The 16,632-nt window shown below is 70.3% G+C and carries 15 protein-coding genes; 6 read left to right on the top strand and 9 right to left on the bottom strand.

The annotated features are described in order from the left end of the window. The first annotated feature begins 1 nt into the window (after position 1). Positions 2-2,728, top strand: coding sequence for a DEAD/DEAH box helicase (locus ACT26F_RS05735; RefSeq protein WP_471669538.1), 2,727 nt, complete (start codon positions 2-4; stop codon positions 2,726-2,728). A gap of 10 nt (positions 2,729-2,738) precedes the next feature. Here the strand turns inward: ACT26F_RS05735 and ACT26F_RS05730 are convergent, their stop codons facing one another. Both ACT26F_RS05730 and ACT26F_RS05725 read right to left on the bottom strand, forming a co-directional pair. Beyond that, positions 2,739-3,638, bottom strand: coding sequence for a 5'-3' exonuclease (locus ACT26F_RS05730; RefSeq protein WP_471669537.1), 900 nt, complete (start codon positions 3,636-3,638; stop codon positions 2,739-2,741). Positions 3,639-3,682: 44 nt separating this feature from the next. Next, positions 3,683-5,254: a M20/M25/M40 family metallo-hydrolase gene (locus ACT26F_RS05725; protein WP_471669536.1), complete on the bottom strand. Its 1,572-nt coding sequence runs from the start codon at positions 5,252-5,254 to the stop codon at positions 3,683-3,685. Positions 5,255-5,337: 83 nt separating this feature from the next. Here ACT26F_RS05725 and ACT26F_RS05720 point away from each other — a divergent pair, with 83 nt between their 5' ends. The 3 genes from ACT26F_RS05720 to ACT26F_RS05710 are packed head-to-tail and all read left to right on the top strand — an operon-like array spanning position 5,338 to position 8,584. Then, on the top strand, positions 5,338-6,417 hold the full coding sequence (locus tag ACT26F_RS05720) for a M24 family metallopeptidase (RefSeq protein WP_471669535.1): 1,080 nt from the start codon (positions 5,338-5,340) through the stop codon (positions 6,415-6,417). Then, positions 6,414-7,871: an apolipoprotein N-acyltransferase gene (lnt, locus tag ACT26F_RS05715; protein ID WP_471669534.1), complete on the top strand. Its 1,458-nt coding sequence runs from the start codon at positions 6,414-6,416 to the stop codon at positions 7,869-7,871. Before ACT26F_RS05720 ends, lnt begins: the two co-directional genes overlap by 4 nt. Continuing rightward, the gene (locus ACT26F_RS05710; protein WP_471669533.1) at positions 7,868-8,584 is read left to right on the top strand and encodes a polyprenol monophosphomannose synthase; all 717 of its coding nucleotides are present in this window, start codon (positions 7,868-7,870) and stop codon (positions 8,582-8,584) included. Before lnt ends, ACT26F_RS05710 begins: the two co-directional genes overlap by 4 nt. A gap of 12 nt (positions 8,585-8,596) precedes the next feature. On the opposite strand, the gene ACT26F_RS05705 is transcribed toward ACT26F_RS05710, so the two are convergent. From ACT26F_RS05705 to ACT26F_RS05680, 6 genes are all read right to left on the bottom strand, one after another. Further along, positions 8,597-8,986 carry an RNA polymerase-binding protein RbpA gene (locus ACT26F_RS05705; RefSeq protein WP_471669532.1) on the bottom strand — a complete coding sequence of 130 codons (390 nt, stop codon included), beginning with the start codon at positions 8,984-8,986 and terminating at the stop codon, positions 8,597-8,599. 77 nt (positions 8,987-9,063) lie between these two features. Further along, positions 9,064-10,416, bottom strand: coding sequence for an MFS transporter (locus ACT26F_RS05700; RefSeq protein WP_471669531.1), 1,353 nt, complete (start codon positions 10,414-10,416; stop codon positions 9,064-9,066). Next, on the bottom strand, positions 10,413-11,174 hold the full coding sequence (locus ACT26F_RS05695) for a glycerophosphodiester phosphodiesterase (protein ID WP_471669530.1): 762 nt from the start codon (positions 11,172-11,174) through the stop codon (positions 10,413-10,415). Before ACT26F_RS05695 ends, ACT26F_RS05700 begins: the two co-directional genes overlap by 4 nt. Before the next feature lie 111 nt (positions 11,175-11,285). Then, on the bottom strand, positions 11,286-12,824 hold the full coding sequence (locus tag ACT26F_RS05690; protein ID WP_471669529.1) for a UDP-N-acetylglucosamine 1-carboxyvinyltransferase: 1,539 nt from the start codon (positions 12,822-12,824) through the stop codon (positions 11,286-11,288). A 37-nt stretch (positions 12,825-12,861) separates the two neighbouring features. Beyond that, positions 12,862-13,830, bottom strand: a complete 969-nt coding sequence (locus ACT26F_RS05685; RefSeq protein ID WP_471669528.1) for a DMT family transporter — start codon at positions 13,828-13,830, stop codon at positions 12,862-12,864. Beyond that, positions 13,823-14,467: an MBL fold metallo-hydrolase gene (locus ACT26F_RS05680; protein WP_471669527.1), complete on the bottom strand. Its 645-nt coding sequence runs from the start codon at positions 14,465-14,467 to the stop codon at positions 13,823-13,825. Before ACT26F_RS05680 ends, ACT26F_RS05685 begins: the two co-directional genes overlap by 8 nt. Positions 14,468-14,494: 27 nt before the next feature. Between ACT26F_RS05680 and ACT26F_RS05675 the strand changes: the two genes are divergently transcribed. Both ACT26F_RS05675 and ACT26F_RS05670 read left to right on the top strand, forming a co-directional pair. Further along, positions 14,495-14,953 (top strand): phosphoribosyltransferase, encoded by a 459-nt coding sequence (locus ACT26F_RS05675; protein ID WP_471669526.1) that lies wholly within the window; start codon positions 14,495-14,497, stop codon positions 14,951-14,953. Between the two features lie 24 nt (positions 14,954-14,977). Further along, complete coding sequence (locus ACT26F_RS05670) at positions 14,978-15,760, top strand: ceramidase domain-containing protein (protein ID WP_471669525.1); 783 nt, start codon at positions 14,978-14,980, stop codon at positions 15,758-15,760. Here the strand turns inward: ACT26F_RS05670 and ppk2 are convergent. Further along, positions 15,748-16,608, bottom strand: a complete 861-nt coding sequence (ppk2, locus tag ACT26F_RS05665; RefSeq protein WP_471669524.1) for a polyphosphate kinase 2 — start codon at positions 16,606-16,608, stop codon at positions 15,748-15,750. The two genes, ACT26F_RS05670 and ppk2, sit on opposite strands and share 13 nt — an antisense overlap. Positions 16,609-16,632: the final 24 nt, after the last annotated feature.

Below are 16,632 nucleotides of genomic sequence, written 5' to 3'. Positions count from 1 at the left end.
CGTGACGACCCCCGCCGAGAAGTTCGCCCAGTCGCGTCGCGACCGTGAGCACCCGCACGTCGCGGCGTTCCGCGACCTCTACCCGTTCGGTCTGGACGACTTCCAGGTGCGTGCCTGCACGGCGCTCGAGGACGGCCACGGCGTACTCGTCGCCGCACCCACCGGCTCGGGCAAGACGATCGTGGGGGAGTTCGCGGTCCACCTCTCGCTCGCCACCGGCCGCAAGTGCTTCTACACGACGCCGATCAAGGCGCTGTCGAACCAGAAGTACGCGGACCTGGCCGATCGCTACGGTGCCGAGAACGTCGGCCTGCTCACGGGCGACAACACGATCAACGGCGAGGCGCCCGTCGTCGTCATGACGACCGAGGTCCTGCGCAACATGATCTACGCCGGCTCGTCGACCCTGCGCGGGCTCGGGCACGTCGTGATGGACGAGGTGCACTACCTCGCCGACCGCTTCCGCGGCGCCGTGTGGGAGGAGGTCATCATCGGCCTGCCCCCGTCGGTATCGGTGGTATCGCTCTCGGCCACGGTCTCGAACGTCGAGGAGTTCGGTGCCTGGCTGTCGGAGGTGCGCGGCAACACCATCACGATCGTCGAGGAACGGCGTCCCGTGCCCCTGCACCAGCACGTGCTGGTCGGGCGCAAGCTGTTCCCCCTGTTCGAGCCGGGCGCGGCGGACCAGCAGGTCAACCACACGCTCGACCAGATGGCCCGCGACGACACCCAGTGGAACCGGGCGTTCGCGAAGAACCGCTCCCGTCGGCCCGAGAAGGGCGGCAAGCGACCGCGCAGCCGCCACCGCACTCCCGACCGCGTCGAGGTCGTCACGAAGCTCGAGTCCGAGGCCCTGCTGCCGGCGATCGTGTTCGTGTTCAGCCGCGCCGGGTGCGCCGCTGCCGTCGAACAGTGCCTGCACGCCCGCCTCGTGCTCACGACGCCCGAGGAGCGCGATGCGATCCTCGCCCACGTTGACCGGACCTGCGCACACCTGCCCCCGGACGACCTCGAGGTGCTCGGCTTCCACGAGTTCCGCGAGGGCATCGGCCGTGGCATCGCCGCGCACCACGCCGGGATGCTGCCGACGTTCAAGCAGTGCGTCGAGGACCTCTTCAGCGAGGGCCTCGTCAAGGTCGTCTTCGCGACCGAGACGCTCGCGCTCGGCATCAACATGCCCGCACGGTCGGTCGTCATCGACCGGCTGACGAAGTGGAACGGCGAGAACCACGTCGAGGTCACGCCGGGGGAGTACACCCAGCTCACCGGTCGGGCCGGCCGACGAGGCATCGACATCGAGGGGCACGGCGTCGTGCTGTGGCAGCCCGGACTGGACCCGCGCCACGTCGCGGGTCTGGCGTCGACCCGCACCTATCCGCTGAACTCCTCGTTCCGGCCGTCGTACAACATGGCCGTCAACCTGGTCCACCAGGTCGGGCGCGTCCGCGCGCGAGAGCTGCTGGAGATGTCGTTCGCCCAGTTCCAGGCCGACCGGGCCGTTGTGGGTCTGGCTCGTCAGGTCCGCAAGGCCGACGACGCCATCGAGGGCTACCGCGAGTCCGCGTCGTGCGACCGCGGTGACTTCATGGAGTACATGGACATCCGCCGCCGGCTCTCGGAGCTGGAGTCCTCCGGCTCGAAGGCGCGCAAGGCCGCGAAGCGCGAGGAAGCGCTCGACTCGATGGTCAACTTGCGCCGCGGAGACGTCATCAACGTCCCGGCGGGCAAGTTCTCCGGACTGGCGATCGTGCTCGATCCCGGCACGAACGACCGTGAGGGCCCGCGGCCGATGGTCCTGACGGCCAACCGGCACGCCCGGCGGCTCGCCGCGATCGACTTCCCGACCCCGGTCGAACCGCTCATGAACATGCGGATTCCCAAGACGTTCAACGCCCGGGACCCGCAGTCGCGCCGCGATCTCGCCTCGACGCTGCGGACCCGTGCCGGCCATCTCGTGGAGTACCCGCGCGCCTATCGTGACGGCCCGGCCGCCGAGGACCCGCGCATCGCCGAGCTGCGGCACGAGATGCGTCAGCACCCCTGCCACGACTGTCCCGACCGTGAGTCGCACGCCCGATGGGCCGAGCGACTCCTCCGGCTCGACCGGGAGACCGATCAGACCCGTCGGCGGGTCGAGCAGCGCACGAACACCGTGGCCCGCCAGTTCGACCGCGTGTGCGAGGTGCTCGACGCACTGGGCTACCTCGACGGCGACGCCGTCACCGAGGAGGGCCGCCGCCTGCAGCGCATCTACGGCGAGCTCGACCTCGTCGTCAGCGAGTCACTGCGCCACGACGTCTGGTCGGGGCTGACCCCGGCCGAGCTGGCCGCCGTCGCGAGCGGCCTGACGTACGAGGCCCGCAACTCCGACGATGCCCCGACGCCGCGCTACCCGACGAAGAAGGTGGCCCAGGCCGCCGAGTCGATGGGCCTGCTGTGGCTGCAGCTCGACCAGCTGGAGCGGGAGCACCGGCTGCGGTTCCTGCGCAAGCCGGACTTCGGCTTCGCCCAGGCTGCCTGGCTGTGGTGCGAGGGTCAGGGACTGGACGTCGTGCTCGGCGCGGCCGAGATGGCAGCGGGAGACTTCGTGCGCGCCGCGAAGCAGCTGATCGACACCGTCGCCCAGATCGCTGACGCCGCCGGACCGGGCCCGCTGCGCGACACCGCGCGCGAGGCACTGGACGAACTGCGCCACGGCGTCGTCGCCTACAGCAGCGTCACGTCCTGACGCCGCCCGCCTACTGGGCTGCGCGGGCGGCGAGGAGGCGGTCGACGGGGGAGGAGACGTCCCAGCGCTCGCCGAACTCGCGCAGGCCGTCGAGGTCGGTGGTTCCGGCCACGGGGTCCGCGAGGTCGAGGTCGGGACGCACGGTGACGACCGGGACCGCGGCGTCCAGGTAGGCCGCCGAGTCGAGCAGGGACTGGCGCACGCGAGGCTTCACCGACGATGCGGGGTCGGCGGCCGCCGCACGGATGCCCTCGAGGTCGTCGAACTCGGCGATCAGCGCTGCCGCCGTCTTCTCCCCGATGCCGGCGACCCCGGGCAGTCCGTCCGAGGCGTCGCCACGCATCACGGCGAAGTCGACGTACTGCTGCGGCTCGACGCCGTACTTCTCCCGCACCCAGGCGGCGTCGACGACGTCGTGCTTGCCGACGCCGCGCGCGGTGTAGAGCACTCGGACGTCGCGGGCATCGTCGACGAGCTGGAACAGGTCGCGGTCACCGGTGACGACGTCAACCCCGGTCTCCCAGCGGTGGACGAGGGTGCCGATCACGTCGTCGGCCTCGGCCTCGGGCGCGCCGACCACCTCGATCCCCGCCAGCGCGAGCATCTCGGCGATCAGCGGGACCTGCGGGCCGAGCAGGTCGGGAGTCTCCTCGGCGTTCAGCGCGAGGTCCGCGACCCGATGGGTCTTGTAGGTGTCGAGCAGCTCGACGCGCCACGCCGGACGCCAGTCGTCGTCCCACGCCGCGACGACCGCCTCGGGCCGGTAGCGACCCTCGAGCGTCGCGAGGAAGTCGATCATGCCGCGCAGGGCGTTGACGACCGTGCCGTCGGGAGCCCGGAACGTGTCGGGCACACCGTAGAAGGCGCGGAAGTACAGGCTCGCGGTGTCGAGCAGCAGGAGGCGTCCCATGGGCTCATCCTCGCCCATGGGACGCCTCCCGCCCGACGTACGGGTCAGCGAGCCGCGCCGGCGTGGCCCTTGTAGGCCTTCGCCTTCGCGGTCGCGGCCTTGACCTTGGCCGCGTTCGCCTTGCGACTCGAGTCGGGGTAGAGCCCCGACTTCGACAACCCGAGCGTGGCCACGCCGTACGCGGCGGCGTCACCCATCTCGTTCAGCGCCTGCGCACTGAGGTTCGTCATGTCGTCGCACGCCTGGTGGTAGCACTTGTCGTACGCGACACCGGCGGTACCGCCGTACAGGGCGACCTGCTCCGGCGTCTTGACGCCCTCGGCACCGGTGAACAGGCCACCAGCGGGAATCCCGGCAGCGATGAACGGACCGTAGTCGGACCGGCCGTCGAATGCCGTGGGCTCGTACGCCAGACCGCGTCCTCCGAAGTAGCCGTTGAACACGCCCTCGATCTCGGCCGAGCCGACCGGACCGGCGGTGTCACCGTCGGAGCCGTCGCCGTCGTAGACGAAGCGGGCGAAGTTCGGCGAACCGATCATGTCGAAGTTGAGGTTCGCGTAGATGTTCGACAGCTGGTTCGGGGTGAGGTTCGCGACGTAGTGCTCGCTACCCAGGAGTCCGAGCTCCTCCGCGCCCCAGAAGGCGAACCGCACGGGCCGCTGGAGCTTGCCGTCCAGACCCGTGGCCTCCAACTGCTTGGCGATCTCCAGGATCCCGGCCGAGCCCGAGCCGTTGTCGTTGATGCCCGGCCCCTCAGGAACGCTGTCGAGGTGGGCTCCGACGACGACGGTCTGGTCCGGATGCTTGACCTTCTTGAGGGTCGAGGCCGGCAGGTCGGCGATGATGTTCCACGTCTCGCGGTTCGGATCGGACTCGACGTCGGTCGTGATCGATCCGGTCGGCGTCCCGGCGGCGACGAGGTCGGCGCCGGTCTGGTAGCTCACGCCCGTGACCGGGACCGTCTTCGGGGTCCCGAGGGTGCCCGAGATCGCGTCGGTACGGCCCGGCTGGCCCTCGTTGAACACGATGACCGCGTCGTAGCCCGCGGCCACGGCGTTGTCGACCTTGACCTCGAAGGTGCACGTGCCGCGCTGGACGAGGGCGATCGCGGGCTCGGCCGGTGCCGGCGCGAAGTCGCTCGCCTCACATCCGGACGTGCTGCTGCCCGCTTCGGCGCCCGGTGGGATCTGGACGTCGTTCGTCGGGATGATCGGACCCGTGACCGAGCCGCTCGCGGAGTACGTGAACACGGAGTTCTCCAGCGGCTGCCCGTCGCTCGTGAGCGTCGTCGGACTCAGCTCCTGGAAGAACGGGAACGTGAACTTCTGCTTCTTCACGACGTACCCGGACTGGCGCAGTTGCTGGGTCACGTACTTGACGGACGCCTCGTAGCCCGGCAGTCCGGACGCGCGGGTGCCGTCGTTGGCGTTCGCGATCGTCTGGAACTGGCGCAGGTGCTTGAGAATGCCATTGACGGTGACGGCCTTGGTCAGTTTGGTGGTCTGACCCTGGGGTGCGGCCGGTCCCGCGCTTTCGGTTCTCGCCGTCGCGGGTGACGCGGTGACGAGACCGGTGGTGAGGATTGCTGCTGATGCAGCGATCGCTGCCTTCTTCATGGATCCCCCGATCCGTTGGTGTACGTGCAGGTGTCCCTCCACACAAACACAGGTCGCTGGACGGCGCCAGATAGCCTCGTGCTGTGACCGAACGACTCGACCGCGCCCGCATCCTCACCGGCCAGCACGGCATCGACGCCCTGTTGGTGACTCCCGGAGCCGACCTGCGCTACCTCACCGGGTACGCGGCGAAGCCGCTGGAGCGGCTCACGTGCCTCGTGCTGACGCAGAGCGGCGGACACCTCGTCGTGCCCGCACTCGAACGCGCGGCGGCCGAGGCGGCGGGGGTGACGCTGCCGATCGTGACGTTCGGTGAGACCGACGATCCCTACGCCCTCGTGGCCGGACTCGTCGGCGACGCGGACACCGTGGCCGTCGACGACCAGATGTGGGCGGCACGGGTCTTCGCCCTGCAGGAGGCCCTGCCCGGAGCGGGCTTCGCGCTCGGCGGCCAGCTCGTGTCCGCCCTGCGTGCCGTGAAGGACTCCGACGAGGTCGCCGCCCTGCGCGACGCCGGAGCCGCGATCGACCGCGTCCACCGCCGGATGGGCGAGTGGCTGCGACCCGGACGCACCGAGCGCGAGGTCGGCGCCGACATCGCGCGCGCGATCGTCGAGGAGGGGCACGAGCAGGTCGACTTCGTCATCGTCGGATCCGGCCCGAACGGCGCATCGCCCCACCACGAGGTCTCCGATCGCGTGATCGGGGCCGGAGAGCCCGTCGTGGTCGACATCGGCGGCACCACCGCGGCCGGCTACTGCTCGGACTCGACCCGCAACTACGTCGCCGGCGGCGAGCCCGACCCGGGCTACCTCGCGATGCTCGAGGTCCTCAAGGCCGCCCAGCAGGCCCAGCGCGACCACGCCCGTCCCGGCGTCACCGCGGAGTCGGTCGACACCGTGGGACGCCAGATCATCGCCGACGCCGGCTACGGCGACCTGTTCATCCACCGCACGGGCCACGGGATCGGGCAGGAGACCCACGAGGAGCCCTACATCGTCGAGGGCAACGACCTCGTCCTGGAGCCGGGCATGGCGTTCTCGATCGAGCCGGGCATCTACGTCGAGGGGCAGTGGGGCGCGCGGATCGAGGACATCGTCGTGTGCACCGACGACGGCATCGAGGTCCTCAACGGCACGCCGCGGGACCTCGTCCGGCTGTGAAGCACGTCCTCCTCGCGGCGGCCCTGGGCGTCGCGTCGGCCGCGGCGTACGAGCCGCTCGCGGTGCCGTTCCTCATGGTGGGCACGGTCGCGGGTCTGTTCGCGGTCGTCAGGGCGCTCCGTGACGCGCGCCGCGCCCACGTCCTGCTCGTCGGGTTCGCGTTCGGCCTCGGCTTCATGGGCCCGCTGATCTGGTGGATGAACGCGGTCGATCCGTGGGCGTGGGTCGCGCTGGTGCTCATCGAGTCGGTCCTGATCGCGCTCGTCACGCTCGCGCTGCGCGCCACGGTGCAGGCACCGTGGTGGCCCCTGTGGGCCGCCGCGGTGTGGACCGCGGGGGAGCAGGTCCGTGGCGCGTTCCCGCTCACGGGGTTCCCGTGGGGTCGGCTCGCGCACACGTCACTCGACACCCCGCTCGAGTCGTGGGTGCGCCTCGTCGGCCTCCCCGGGACCTCGTTCCTGATGGCGCTCATGGCCGGTCTGCTGGTCGTCGCCGTCAGTGAGCACAGGCTGTTCGCGTTCGTGGGCGCCGCCGCCGTCGCACTCGTCGGTCTCGTCCTGCCGGTCGGGATCGCCGACGGGGCGGGCCATCGCACCGTGGCGCTCGTGCAGGGCAACACGCCCGGCGCGTTCCTGACGTGGCCGCGCGCCGCGATCTTCCGCCTCCACGCGGCCGAGACCGCCCGTCTCGACGAGCCCGTCGACCTCGTGATCTGGCCCGAGAACGGCTCCGACCTCGACGTGCGCACGAACCAGTACGCCCGCTCCCGGCTGGAGGAGCTCTCGGCGCAGGTCGGGGCCCCGATCCTGGTCGGCGCGATCCTCGACGGTCCCACGGACGACACCGCACTGAACGCGTCGGTCGTCGTCGACGCCGACGGCCCGGGCGATCAGGCGTACCTCAAGCAGTACCCGGTCCCGTACGGCGAGTACGTGCCGTTCCGGCGCCAGCTCGGCAGCCTCGTCCCGCGGTTCGACCGCGACATCCCGCGTGACATCGTCGCGGGGGACGAGGCCGGTGCGATCGATGTCGCCGACACCGTCGTGGGCGTCACGATCTGCTGGGACATCGCGTACGACTCCGCCGTGCGCGGCTCGGTCGACAAAGGCGCGGAGTTCCTCGCGGTGCAGACCAGCAACGCGAGCTTCATGGACTTCGGCCGCGGCGTGCAGCCGCAGCAGCAGTGGGCCATCTCGCGGCTCCGGGCCATCGAGACCGGCCGGTGGGTCACGGTCGCGTCGACGAACGGCATCACCGGCTCCGTCGCCCCGACCGGCAAGGTCGTGCAGCGCGCGCCCGTGAAGGAGCCGGCCACGATCGTCCAGCAGGTCCAGCTGGCGCACGGCACGACACCCGCGACGTGGTGGGGGCAGCAGATCGGCTGGCTGCTCTACGGTCTCGCCGTGGCAGGATGGGTCCTCGGTCACCGGCAGTTGCGAAGGGAGCGTCGATGAGGACGCTGGTCATCATCCCGACCTACAACGAGTCCGAGAACCTCGCCTGGATCACGGGGCGCGTGCTGGCCGAGCAGCCCGAGGTCGACATCCTCGTGGCGGACGATGCCTCGCCGGATGGCACAGGTGCGATCGCAGACGAGCTGGCGGCCGCCGACCCGCGCGTCCACGTGCTGCACCGCGAAGGGAAGCAGGGCCTCGGCGCGGCCTACCGGGCCGGCTTCGCGTGGGGACTCGAGCGCGACTACGACGTGCTCGTCGAGATGGACGCCGACGGATCGCACCGACCCGAGGACCTGGGCAAACTGCTGGAGTCCGCGCGCGCCGGTGCGCCGCTGACCCTCGGCTCACGGTGGGTCCCCGGGGGATCGGTCGTGAACTGGCCGCTGCGCCGTGAGCTGCTCTCGCGGGGGGCGTCCCTGTACGCGCGGCTCATGCTGAACCTCGGCGTCAAGGACGCCACGGCCGGGTTCCGGGCGTTCCAGGCCGACACGCTGCGGGCGATCGACCTCGACGCCGTCGAGTCGCAGGGCTACTGCTTCCAGATCGACATGACCCGTCAGACGCGGCGGGCCGGTCTCGCCGTGGCGGAGGTCCCGATCACGTTCGTGGAGCGGATCCACGGTCAGTCGAAGATGAGCCTCGACATCGTGAAAGAGGCCCTCACACGGGTGACCGTGTGGGGCCTCCAACGACTGAATCCACTGCGTTGATCCAGCTGGGCGTCAGGCGCTGACCGTCTTCTTGCGCGACTTGGTCTTGCGATGCAGGTGCGGCGGGCCGATCTCCCCGTCGCGCAGCATCTCGAGGCGCTCGGTGAGGATCTCCTCGAGCTCGGCCTCGGAGCGGCGCTCCAGGAGCATGTCCCAGTGCGTACGAACGGGCTTCTCGTCCTTGGCCTCGGGCTCGGCACCGCCGACGCGGCGACCCATCTGGCCGGTCTTGGGATCCTCCCACTCGGCCGGAACCTCGGCCTCGTCCGACATCGTCACGGTGAACGTGTGGCCGTCGGCGCACACGTACTCGATCTCCTGCCGCGGCGCCATCTCGACACCACGCTCGTCCTCGAAGCTCTGGGCTCCCAGCCGAGCACCTCGTAGGGCTCGTTCAGCCATCGTCGGTTCCCCCTTCTGAAGGTCTTCCGTCGATTCCAACGTACGCGATGCGCGTGAGATTCCCCTGAGAGCGAAGTTCAGTCCGTCGCGACGGCCCGGGCGCGGTCCTCGATCCGGGCCGGAACGCGCAGCAGCAGCGTCAGGCCGAGGGCCAGCACGAGCATGATGCCGATGATGCCCCAGCGATCGTCGCCGCCGACCGCGGCGAAGATCCCGAACAGCGTGGGGGCCAGGAAGGACACCGCGCGCCCGGTCATCGCGTAGAGACCGAAGTTCTGGCCCTCCTTCCCGACGTCGGTGATGCGGGTCAGGAAGGTGCGCGACGCCGACTGGGCGGGACCCACGAACGTGCACAGGATGAGCCCGAAGATCCAGAACATGAGCGGACCGGACACGAACAGCAGGATCACGCCGGCAGCCAGCATCGCGACGAGCGAGCCGACGATCACCGCGCGCGGCCCGATCTTGTCGTCGTAGCGGCCCGCACCGAACGCACCCGCGGCCGCGATCACGTTGGCCGCGACCCCGAACAGCAGCACGTCGGCCTTGTCGATGTCGTAGACGCTGACCGCGATGATCGCGCCGAACGTGAACACCCCGGCGAGCCCGTCGCGGTAGAAGGCGCTCGCGATGAGGAACTGCAGCGTCTGGCGGTCCTCGCGCCACATCCGGCGGACGTCGTTCCACAGGTCCCGGTAGGCGTCGGCGATGCTGCCGCGCGCGGCGACCGGGCTGGCGGCTGCCGGCAGCTCGGGCACCTTGAAGAACAGCGGCAGCGCGAACGCCAGGAACCACAGGGCCGACAGCAGCGCGATGACGCGGATGTACAGGCCGTCGTCGGTCGTGATGCCGAGCAGGCCGCGGGTGTCGCCGTCGCCGACGATGAAGCCGAAGTAGCAGATCAGCAGCAGGACGATGCCGCCCAGGTAGCCGAATGCCCAGCCGATTCCCGACACGCGGCCGACGGTGTCCGGCGTGGACACCTGGCGCAGCATGGCGAAGTAGGGGACCGATGCCAGCTCGAACAGGACCGTGGCGACCGACAGCACGAGCAGTCCGAGCCACAGGTAGTGGTAGTCGTCCTTGACGAAGAACAGGGTCGCCGTGAGCAGGACGACCGCGAGCGTCAGCACCATGAGGGTGCGCTTGCGTCGCCCGCCGGCGTCCGAGCGACGGCCGAGAGCCGGGGCGATGACCGCGATGATCACGGCACCCGCACCGAGCGACCAGCCCAGCCAGGAGCTGGCGCTGATCCGGCCCGGCAGGTCGTCGCCGACGCCGTCGACGAGGTACACCGAGAAGACGAACGTCGTGATGACCGCGTTGAACGCGGCCGATCCCCAGTCCCACAGGGACCAGGCCAGGACGGCGCCGCGATCGCCGCGATGCCCGACGGCGGCCTCGTAGGGATCGTTGACGGGAGTGCTCACCGGGGCTCCTTCCACAGGCCGCGCTCGACGAAGACCTGCTTGAGCAGGTCGGTGCGATCGGTCATGATGCCGTCGACCCCGAGGTCGATCAGGCGATGCATCTCGGCCGGCTCGTCGATCGTCCACACGTGGACGAACCGGCCGGCGCGGTGGGCGCGCTCCACGAAGCCGCGGGTGACCACGGGCACGCGGGCGTGGCTGACAGGGACCTGGAAGATCAGCGGCGCCTTCGGGACGGGCAGCCGCAGCACCATCTGGGCCGCCTCACGCTGGGACGCCGACGTGACGACCTGGGGGAGCCGGGCCCGGATCCGCACGAGCCGGGCGTGCGAGAACGAGGCGAGGCAGATCCGGTCAAGCACTCCCATCGCCTCGAGCAGGTCCGTCGTCGGGTCGACCCCGTCGTCGGACTTCACGTCGATGTTCCAGCGGGCACCCGGGAGCGCCTCGACGAGCTGCTCGAGCCGCACGATCGGCTCGCGATCGCCCAGCAGGGCCGCGTCGATCTCGGCCGAGGTCAGGTCGGCGATCGCCGCATCGCGACCGAGCAGCCGGTCGAGCCGCGCGTCGTGGCACGCGTAGACGACGCCGTCGCGGCTGCACCGCACGTCGGTCTCCATGTACCGGTAGCCGAGGTCATAGGCGTGGCGGAAGGCCGCCAGGGAGTTCTCGACGCCGATGTTCGCCTCGACCTCGGCCCCACCACGGTGGGCGAAGGCGAGCGGCGGTGTCGGCTCGAGGTACGGCGGCGTCCTCACGCAGCCCAACCTAGGGCACGACGGCCGCCGAGGACGTCAGATGTCGCGACGCGCCCCGCGTGATCTCGATACGCGGCTCGTTCCTCGCCCGCTACTCGATCACCGGGTGGGTCAGATGTCGCGGAAGGTCTCGATCTCGGCGCCGAGGGCGTTGAGCCGGACGGCGAGGTCCTCGTAGCCACGGTTGATGACGTACACGCTGCGCAGCACCGAGGTGCCCTTGGCGGCGAGCATCGCGATGAGGATCACGACGGCCGGACGCAGGGCCGGCGGGCAGACCAGTTCGGCGCCGCTCCAGTGCGTCGGGCCCTCGATGAGCACGCGGTGGGGATCGAGCAGCTTGACCTGGGCGCCCAGCTTGTTCAGCTCGGTCAGGTAGATCGCGCGGTTCTCGTAGACCCAGTCGTGCAGCATCGTCTGGCCGTCGGCGGTCGCCGCGATCACCGCGAAGAACGGGAGGTTGTCGATGTTGAGGCCCGGGAACGGCATGGGGTGGATCTTGTCGATCGGCGCCCGCAGCCGGGAGGGGTACGTCGTGATGTCGACGAGCCGCGTGTGCTCGTTCTCGGCGAGGTACTCCGGCGACCGGTCGTAGCGGAAGCCCATCTCCTCGAGCAGCGCGAGCTCGATCTCCATGAACTCGATCGGGACCCGGCGCACCGTGATCTGCGAGGTCGTGACGATCGCGGCGGTGATGAGGCTCATCGCCTCGATCGGGTCCTCGCTGGGGGCGTAGTCGACGTCGCCGCGGATCTCACGACGTCCCGTGACGCGCAGCGTCGTGGTGCCGATGCCCTCGATCTCGACGCCGAGCTTCTCCAGGAAGAAGCACAGGTCCTGGACCATGTAGTTCGGGCTGGCGTTGCGGATCACCGTGACGCCGTCGTGGCGCGCGGCGGCCATGAGCGCGTTCTCGGTGACCGTGTCGCCGCGCTCGGTGAGCACGATGGGGCGCTCGGGCGAGACGCCGCGGGCGGCGGAGGCGTGGTAGCTGCCTTCCGTCGCGAGAACCTTCAGCCCGAACGGGCGCAGGGCCGTCATGTGCGGCTCGACGGTGCGGGTGCCGAGGTCGCAGCCGCCGGCGTAGGGCAGTTCGAACTCGTCGAGCCGGTGCATGAGCGGGCCGAGGAACATGATGATGCTGCGGGTGCGGCGGGCGGCCTCGGCGTCCATGCGCTCGAGGTCGAGGTGCTCGGGCACGACGAGCTCGAGGTCGTTCTGGTCACCCAGCCAGCGCGTGCGCACGCCGATCGACTCGAGCACCTCGAGCAGCCGGTTGACCTCCTCGATCCGCGCGACCTTGCGCAGGACCGTGGTGCCGGTGTTGAGCAGGGCGGCGCACAGCAGGGCCACGCCGGCGTTCTTGCTCGACTTCACGTCGATCGAGCCGGACAGCGTCGTGCCGCCCTTGACGCGCAGGTGGCTGGGGCCGGCGGTGGTGCCCACGCTGACGAGCTCGGAGTCGAGCGCCGCGCCGATGCGCGCGAGCATGTCCAGCGTGAGGTTCTGCTGGCCCTTCTCGATGCGGTTCACGGCGCTCTGGCTCGTGCGCAGCTCGGTGGCGAGCTGTGCCTGGGTCAGTCCGGAGTGTTGGCGTGCGTCGCGGATCAGCGAGCCGATCCGCGCCAGGTAGTCGTCGCTCTCGGTCATGAGTTCCACCGTATATCAGTTGTGAGATAAAGCCGAATCAGGCGCGTGTGTGTCGCAACACCATCGCGAGGAGCACGCCGACGACGGTCAGGGCGCTGCCGGCGACGCCGAGCGGGGTCGCTCCGATGGCGGGGTCGAGCGCGTCCAGGATCTCCGCCGTGACGACCTGCCCGGCGATCATCGACAGCCCCAGGACGAGCACGCCGTGGGTGTGCACGGTCGTGGCCGCGATCGCGATGAAGCCGATGCCGAGCAGCCCGCCGAGGTAGTACCAGGCCTGCGTCGGCGGCGCGTCGAGGTCGCCCGGCAGGAGGAGAGAGGCCGTCAGGAGTGCGAGGAGCGTGACGGTGCCGACCGCGAAGTTGTTCCAGGTCGTGCCCAGCGTCCCGGCGTGGACCGACACCCGACCGTTCACGGCCTGCTGGACCGCCTGCAGGCAGCCGGCGATCGCCGCGAGCAGGCCGCAGCCCAGCAGGGCCGGGAGCGCGACGTCCCCGCCGATCCCGTCGAGCACCTTGAGCACGACACCGGCCGTGGCGAACAGCGCCGCCACGAGCCGTGGGACGGAGACGGCCTGCGCCCCGCCGGGTCCGAGGCCGTAGTGGTCGACGGCGAGCGAGCTGAACGACTGTGCCGCCGTGAACACGACGATGAACAGCGCGACGCCGATCACGCCGACCGCGATGCCCTGGCTCGCGACGAAGAAGGCGCCCATCGCCCCGCCGAGGACGTACCGACGCCGGAGCACGCCCGTGCGGACGGCCTCTCGGAGTCGGCGCAGCCCGGCGCGACCGGAAGGCGCCACGAGCAACGTGAGCGACAGCAGCACGAGACCGCTGCCGAAGCTGATGACGGCCGCGGCGATGCCGGCACGCAGCCCGGAGCCGAGCTCACCCGCGAGGGCGCCGTTGACGCGTGACTGGACCGCGACGAGGCCGCCGCCGGCGACCATGAGCGGAACGCTCAGCCGCTGCAGGACCGGGCGCTGGACGGCGACCTCAGCCACGCAGGACCAGCGCGCCGTCCTGCGGGAGCCGCTGCAGGTCCTCGACCCCGCCGTGGTTCGCCACGTGCGTCCAGTAGACCCCGTAGGCGAGCTCGGAGACGGTGCAGTCGTGGATCGGGAAGGCCGTCGTCGGCGCGATCGCCTTCACGAACTCGACGGTCTCGCTGACCTTCGCCCACGGCGCGGACAGCGGCAGGGCGAGGATGTCGACGCCCGCGGGGCGGTACTCGTACGTGTCGCCGGGGTGGAACAGCGTCGGCTCACCGTCCGCCGTCACCACGATCCCCACGTTTCCGACGCGGGGGAGCGACGGCAGGATCACGGCGTGCTGGGAGCCGACGCCGGTGAGGGTGAGCCCCGCGACCGCGATGGACTCACCGTCGCGCGTCGGGGTCCAGCCGTCGAGGGTCGCGGCGGTCTCCGGCTCGGCGAGCAGCAGCGCCTGCGGATTCAACGCGACGAGACCGTCGATGCGATCGCGGTCGAGATGGTCCGCGTGCTGGTGGGTCACGACGATCGCGTCGAGACCGGTCAGCTCGAAGGTCGACGGAAGGCTGAAGGAGCCCGGGTCGAAGAGGACCCGCGCTCCCGCGGCCTCGACGAGCACGGCGGCATGGCCGAAGCGGGTGACGTCCATGGTCGCCATCGTGCCACGATGGTTCCCATGGACGAGCGCGAGATCCTCACCTGGGACCTGTACGGCACCGCGATCCGCGAACTGGCCCAGCAGGTGGCCGACTCCGGGTTCGTCCCCGACATCGTCCTGGGCATCGCCCGCGGCGGCCTGATCCCGGCCGGTTCGGTCGCGTACGCGCTCGACTGCAAGAACCTGTTCACGATGAACGTCGTGTTCTACACGGGCATCGGCGAGACGCTCGACGAGCCGACCCTGCTGCCGCCGTTCCTCGACCTGGCCGAGCTCAACGACCTGTCGGTGCTCATCGTCGACGACGTCGCCGACAGCGGGAAGACCCTCGAACTCGTCGCCCGGATCTGCGCCGACCACGCCGGCGAGGTCCGCACCGCCGTGATCTACGAGAAGCCCCGATCGCTGCTCAAGCCCGAGTACGCGTGGCGCCTGACCGACAGCTGGTCAACTTCCCGTGGTCGAGTGAGCCGGTGATCACGCCGCGGTCCGGCGTCGTGGATGCCTGAGCGGCGCGTCGATCCGTTCCTCGCCGCGGTCGTCACGGCCGTCGTCTCGTGCGGCGCCCTGGCGCTGGCCCTGCTCGGGGGTTGGCTCGGCGCCGACGTCGGCGAGGGCTCCCTCTTCTGCGAGGCGTTGCGCGACGGTGTCGTGAACCAGCCGGCGGACACGTGGTCCAACCTCGCATTCGTCCTCGCGGGGCTACTGGTGGGCCTGCGGGCGCGCCGCGACCCACCGCCGATGGACGGACTCGCCGGACTCTACGCGTGCGTCGTCGTGCTGCTCGGCCCGGCGAGCGCGGCGATGCACGCCTCCGGGTCCGTCGCGGGCAAGCACCTCGACCTGACCAGCATGTTCCTGATCGGTGCCTTCGCCGCGGCCTACGGCGTGAAGCGCTGGGCCGGCTGGGACCGGCAGCGCTTCGTGGCCCTGTTCGCGGCCCTGCTCGTCGTCAGCGAGGTCGTGTACCTGACCGGGCCCACGGTCCCGGTGCTCCTGCACGCCGGCAACGCGATGTTCGCGCTGCTGCTGGTCGCGGCAGTCGTCGCCGAGGTGGTCGTGTGGCGGCGGCACCGGGACCGCGCCGTGGCCCGGGCCGGCGCCACGGCACTGGGCACGATGGTCGTGGCGTTCGCCGTCTGGAGCCTCGACCAGGGCGTCTGGTGCGACCCGCACTCGCTCCTCCAGGGTCACGCCGTGTGGCACGTCCTGTGCGCCGTGGCGGCGTACCAGCTGTTCCGCGTCTACGTCGCCGACGACGCCGTGGCGCGTCAGAACGTTTGAGGCACGAAGGTCTGCTCCTGGATCGGCGGCCGGACGTAGGGGATCTCCTGCATCGTCGGCAGCTCGACCGCGTCCGGGGCGACGTCGTCGTAGTCGAACAGCGACAGCAGGTGCCGGATGCAGTTGAGCCGGGCCGCCTTCTTGTCGTCGGACGGCACGACCCACCACGGCGCCTGCTTGATGTCGGTGTACTGGAAGGTCGTGTCCTTGGCCATCGAGTACTTGACGTACAGCTGGTGCTCGGCGAGGTCCATGTCGGAGAGCTTCCAGCGCTTGATCGGCTCGCTGTTGCGGGCCTCGAAGCGCTTGCGTTGCTCCTCGAAGCTGACGCTGAACCAGTACTTGACGATCGTGATCCCCGAGCGCACGAGCATCCGCTCGAACTCCGGTGCCGAGCGCAGGAACTCCTCGTGCTCCTCGGGCGTGCAGAAGTCCATGACCCACTCGACGTTCGAGCGGTTGTACCAACTGCGGTCGAACAGGACCATCTCGCCCGCGGCCGGCAGGTGCTCGACGTAGCGCTGGAAGTACCACTGGGTCTTCTGGCGCTCGGTCGGGCGGGGGAGCGCGGCCACCCGCACGGTGCGCGGACTCGTGCGCTCGGTGATCCGCTTGATGACGCCGCCCTTGCCCGCCGTGCCGCGGCCCTCGAAGATCACGACGACCTTGAGGCCCTGCTGCTGGATCCAGTACTGCAGCAGGACGAGCTGCTCCTGCAGCCGTTCCATCTCCTCCTCGTACACGGATCCGCGCAGCAGTCCCTTCTCGTTGTAGCGATCGGGGTGGTCACGAGTGGGATGGCGGGCCACCCAGTCATCGGCTCCCTTGGGCGGCTTCGGCTTGCTCACGGCGACACCTTTCGAAGGACTGAC

It is taken from the genome of Aeromicrobium sp. SP1 (genome assembly GCF_055663785.1).
Note: the sequence above shows the minus strand (reverse complement) of the source record. Positions and strands in the feature narration are given on the sequence as shown.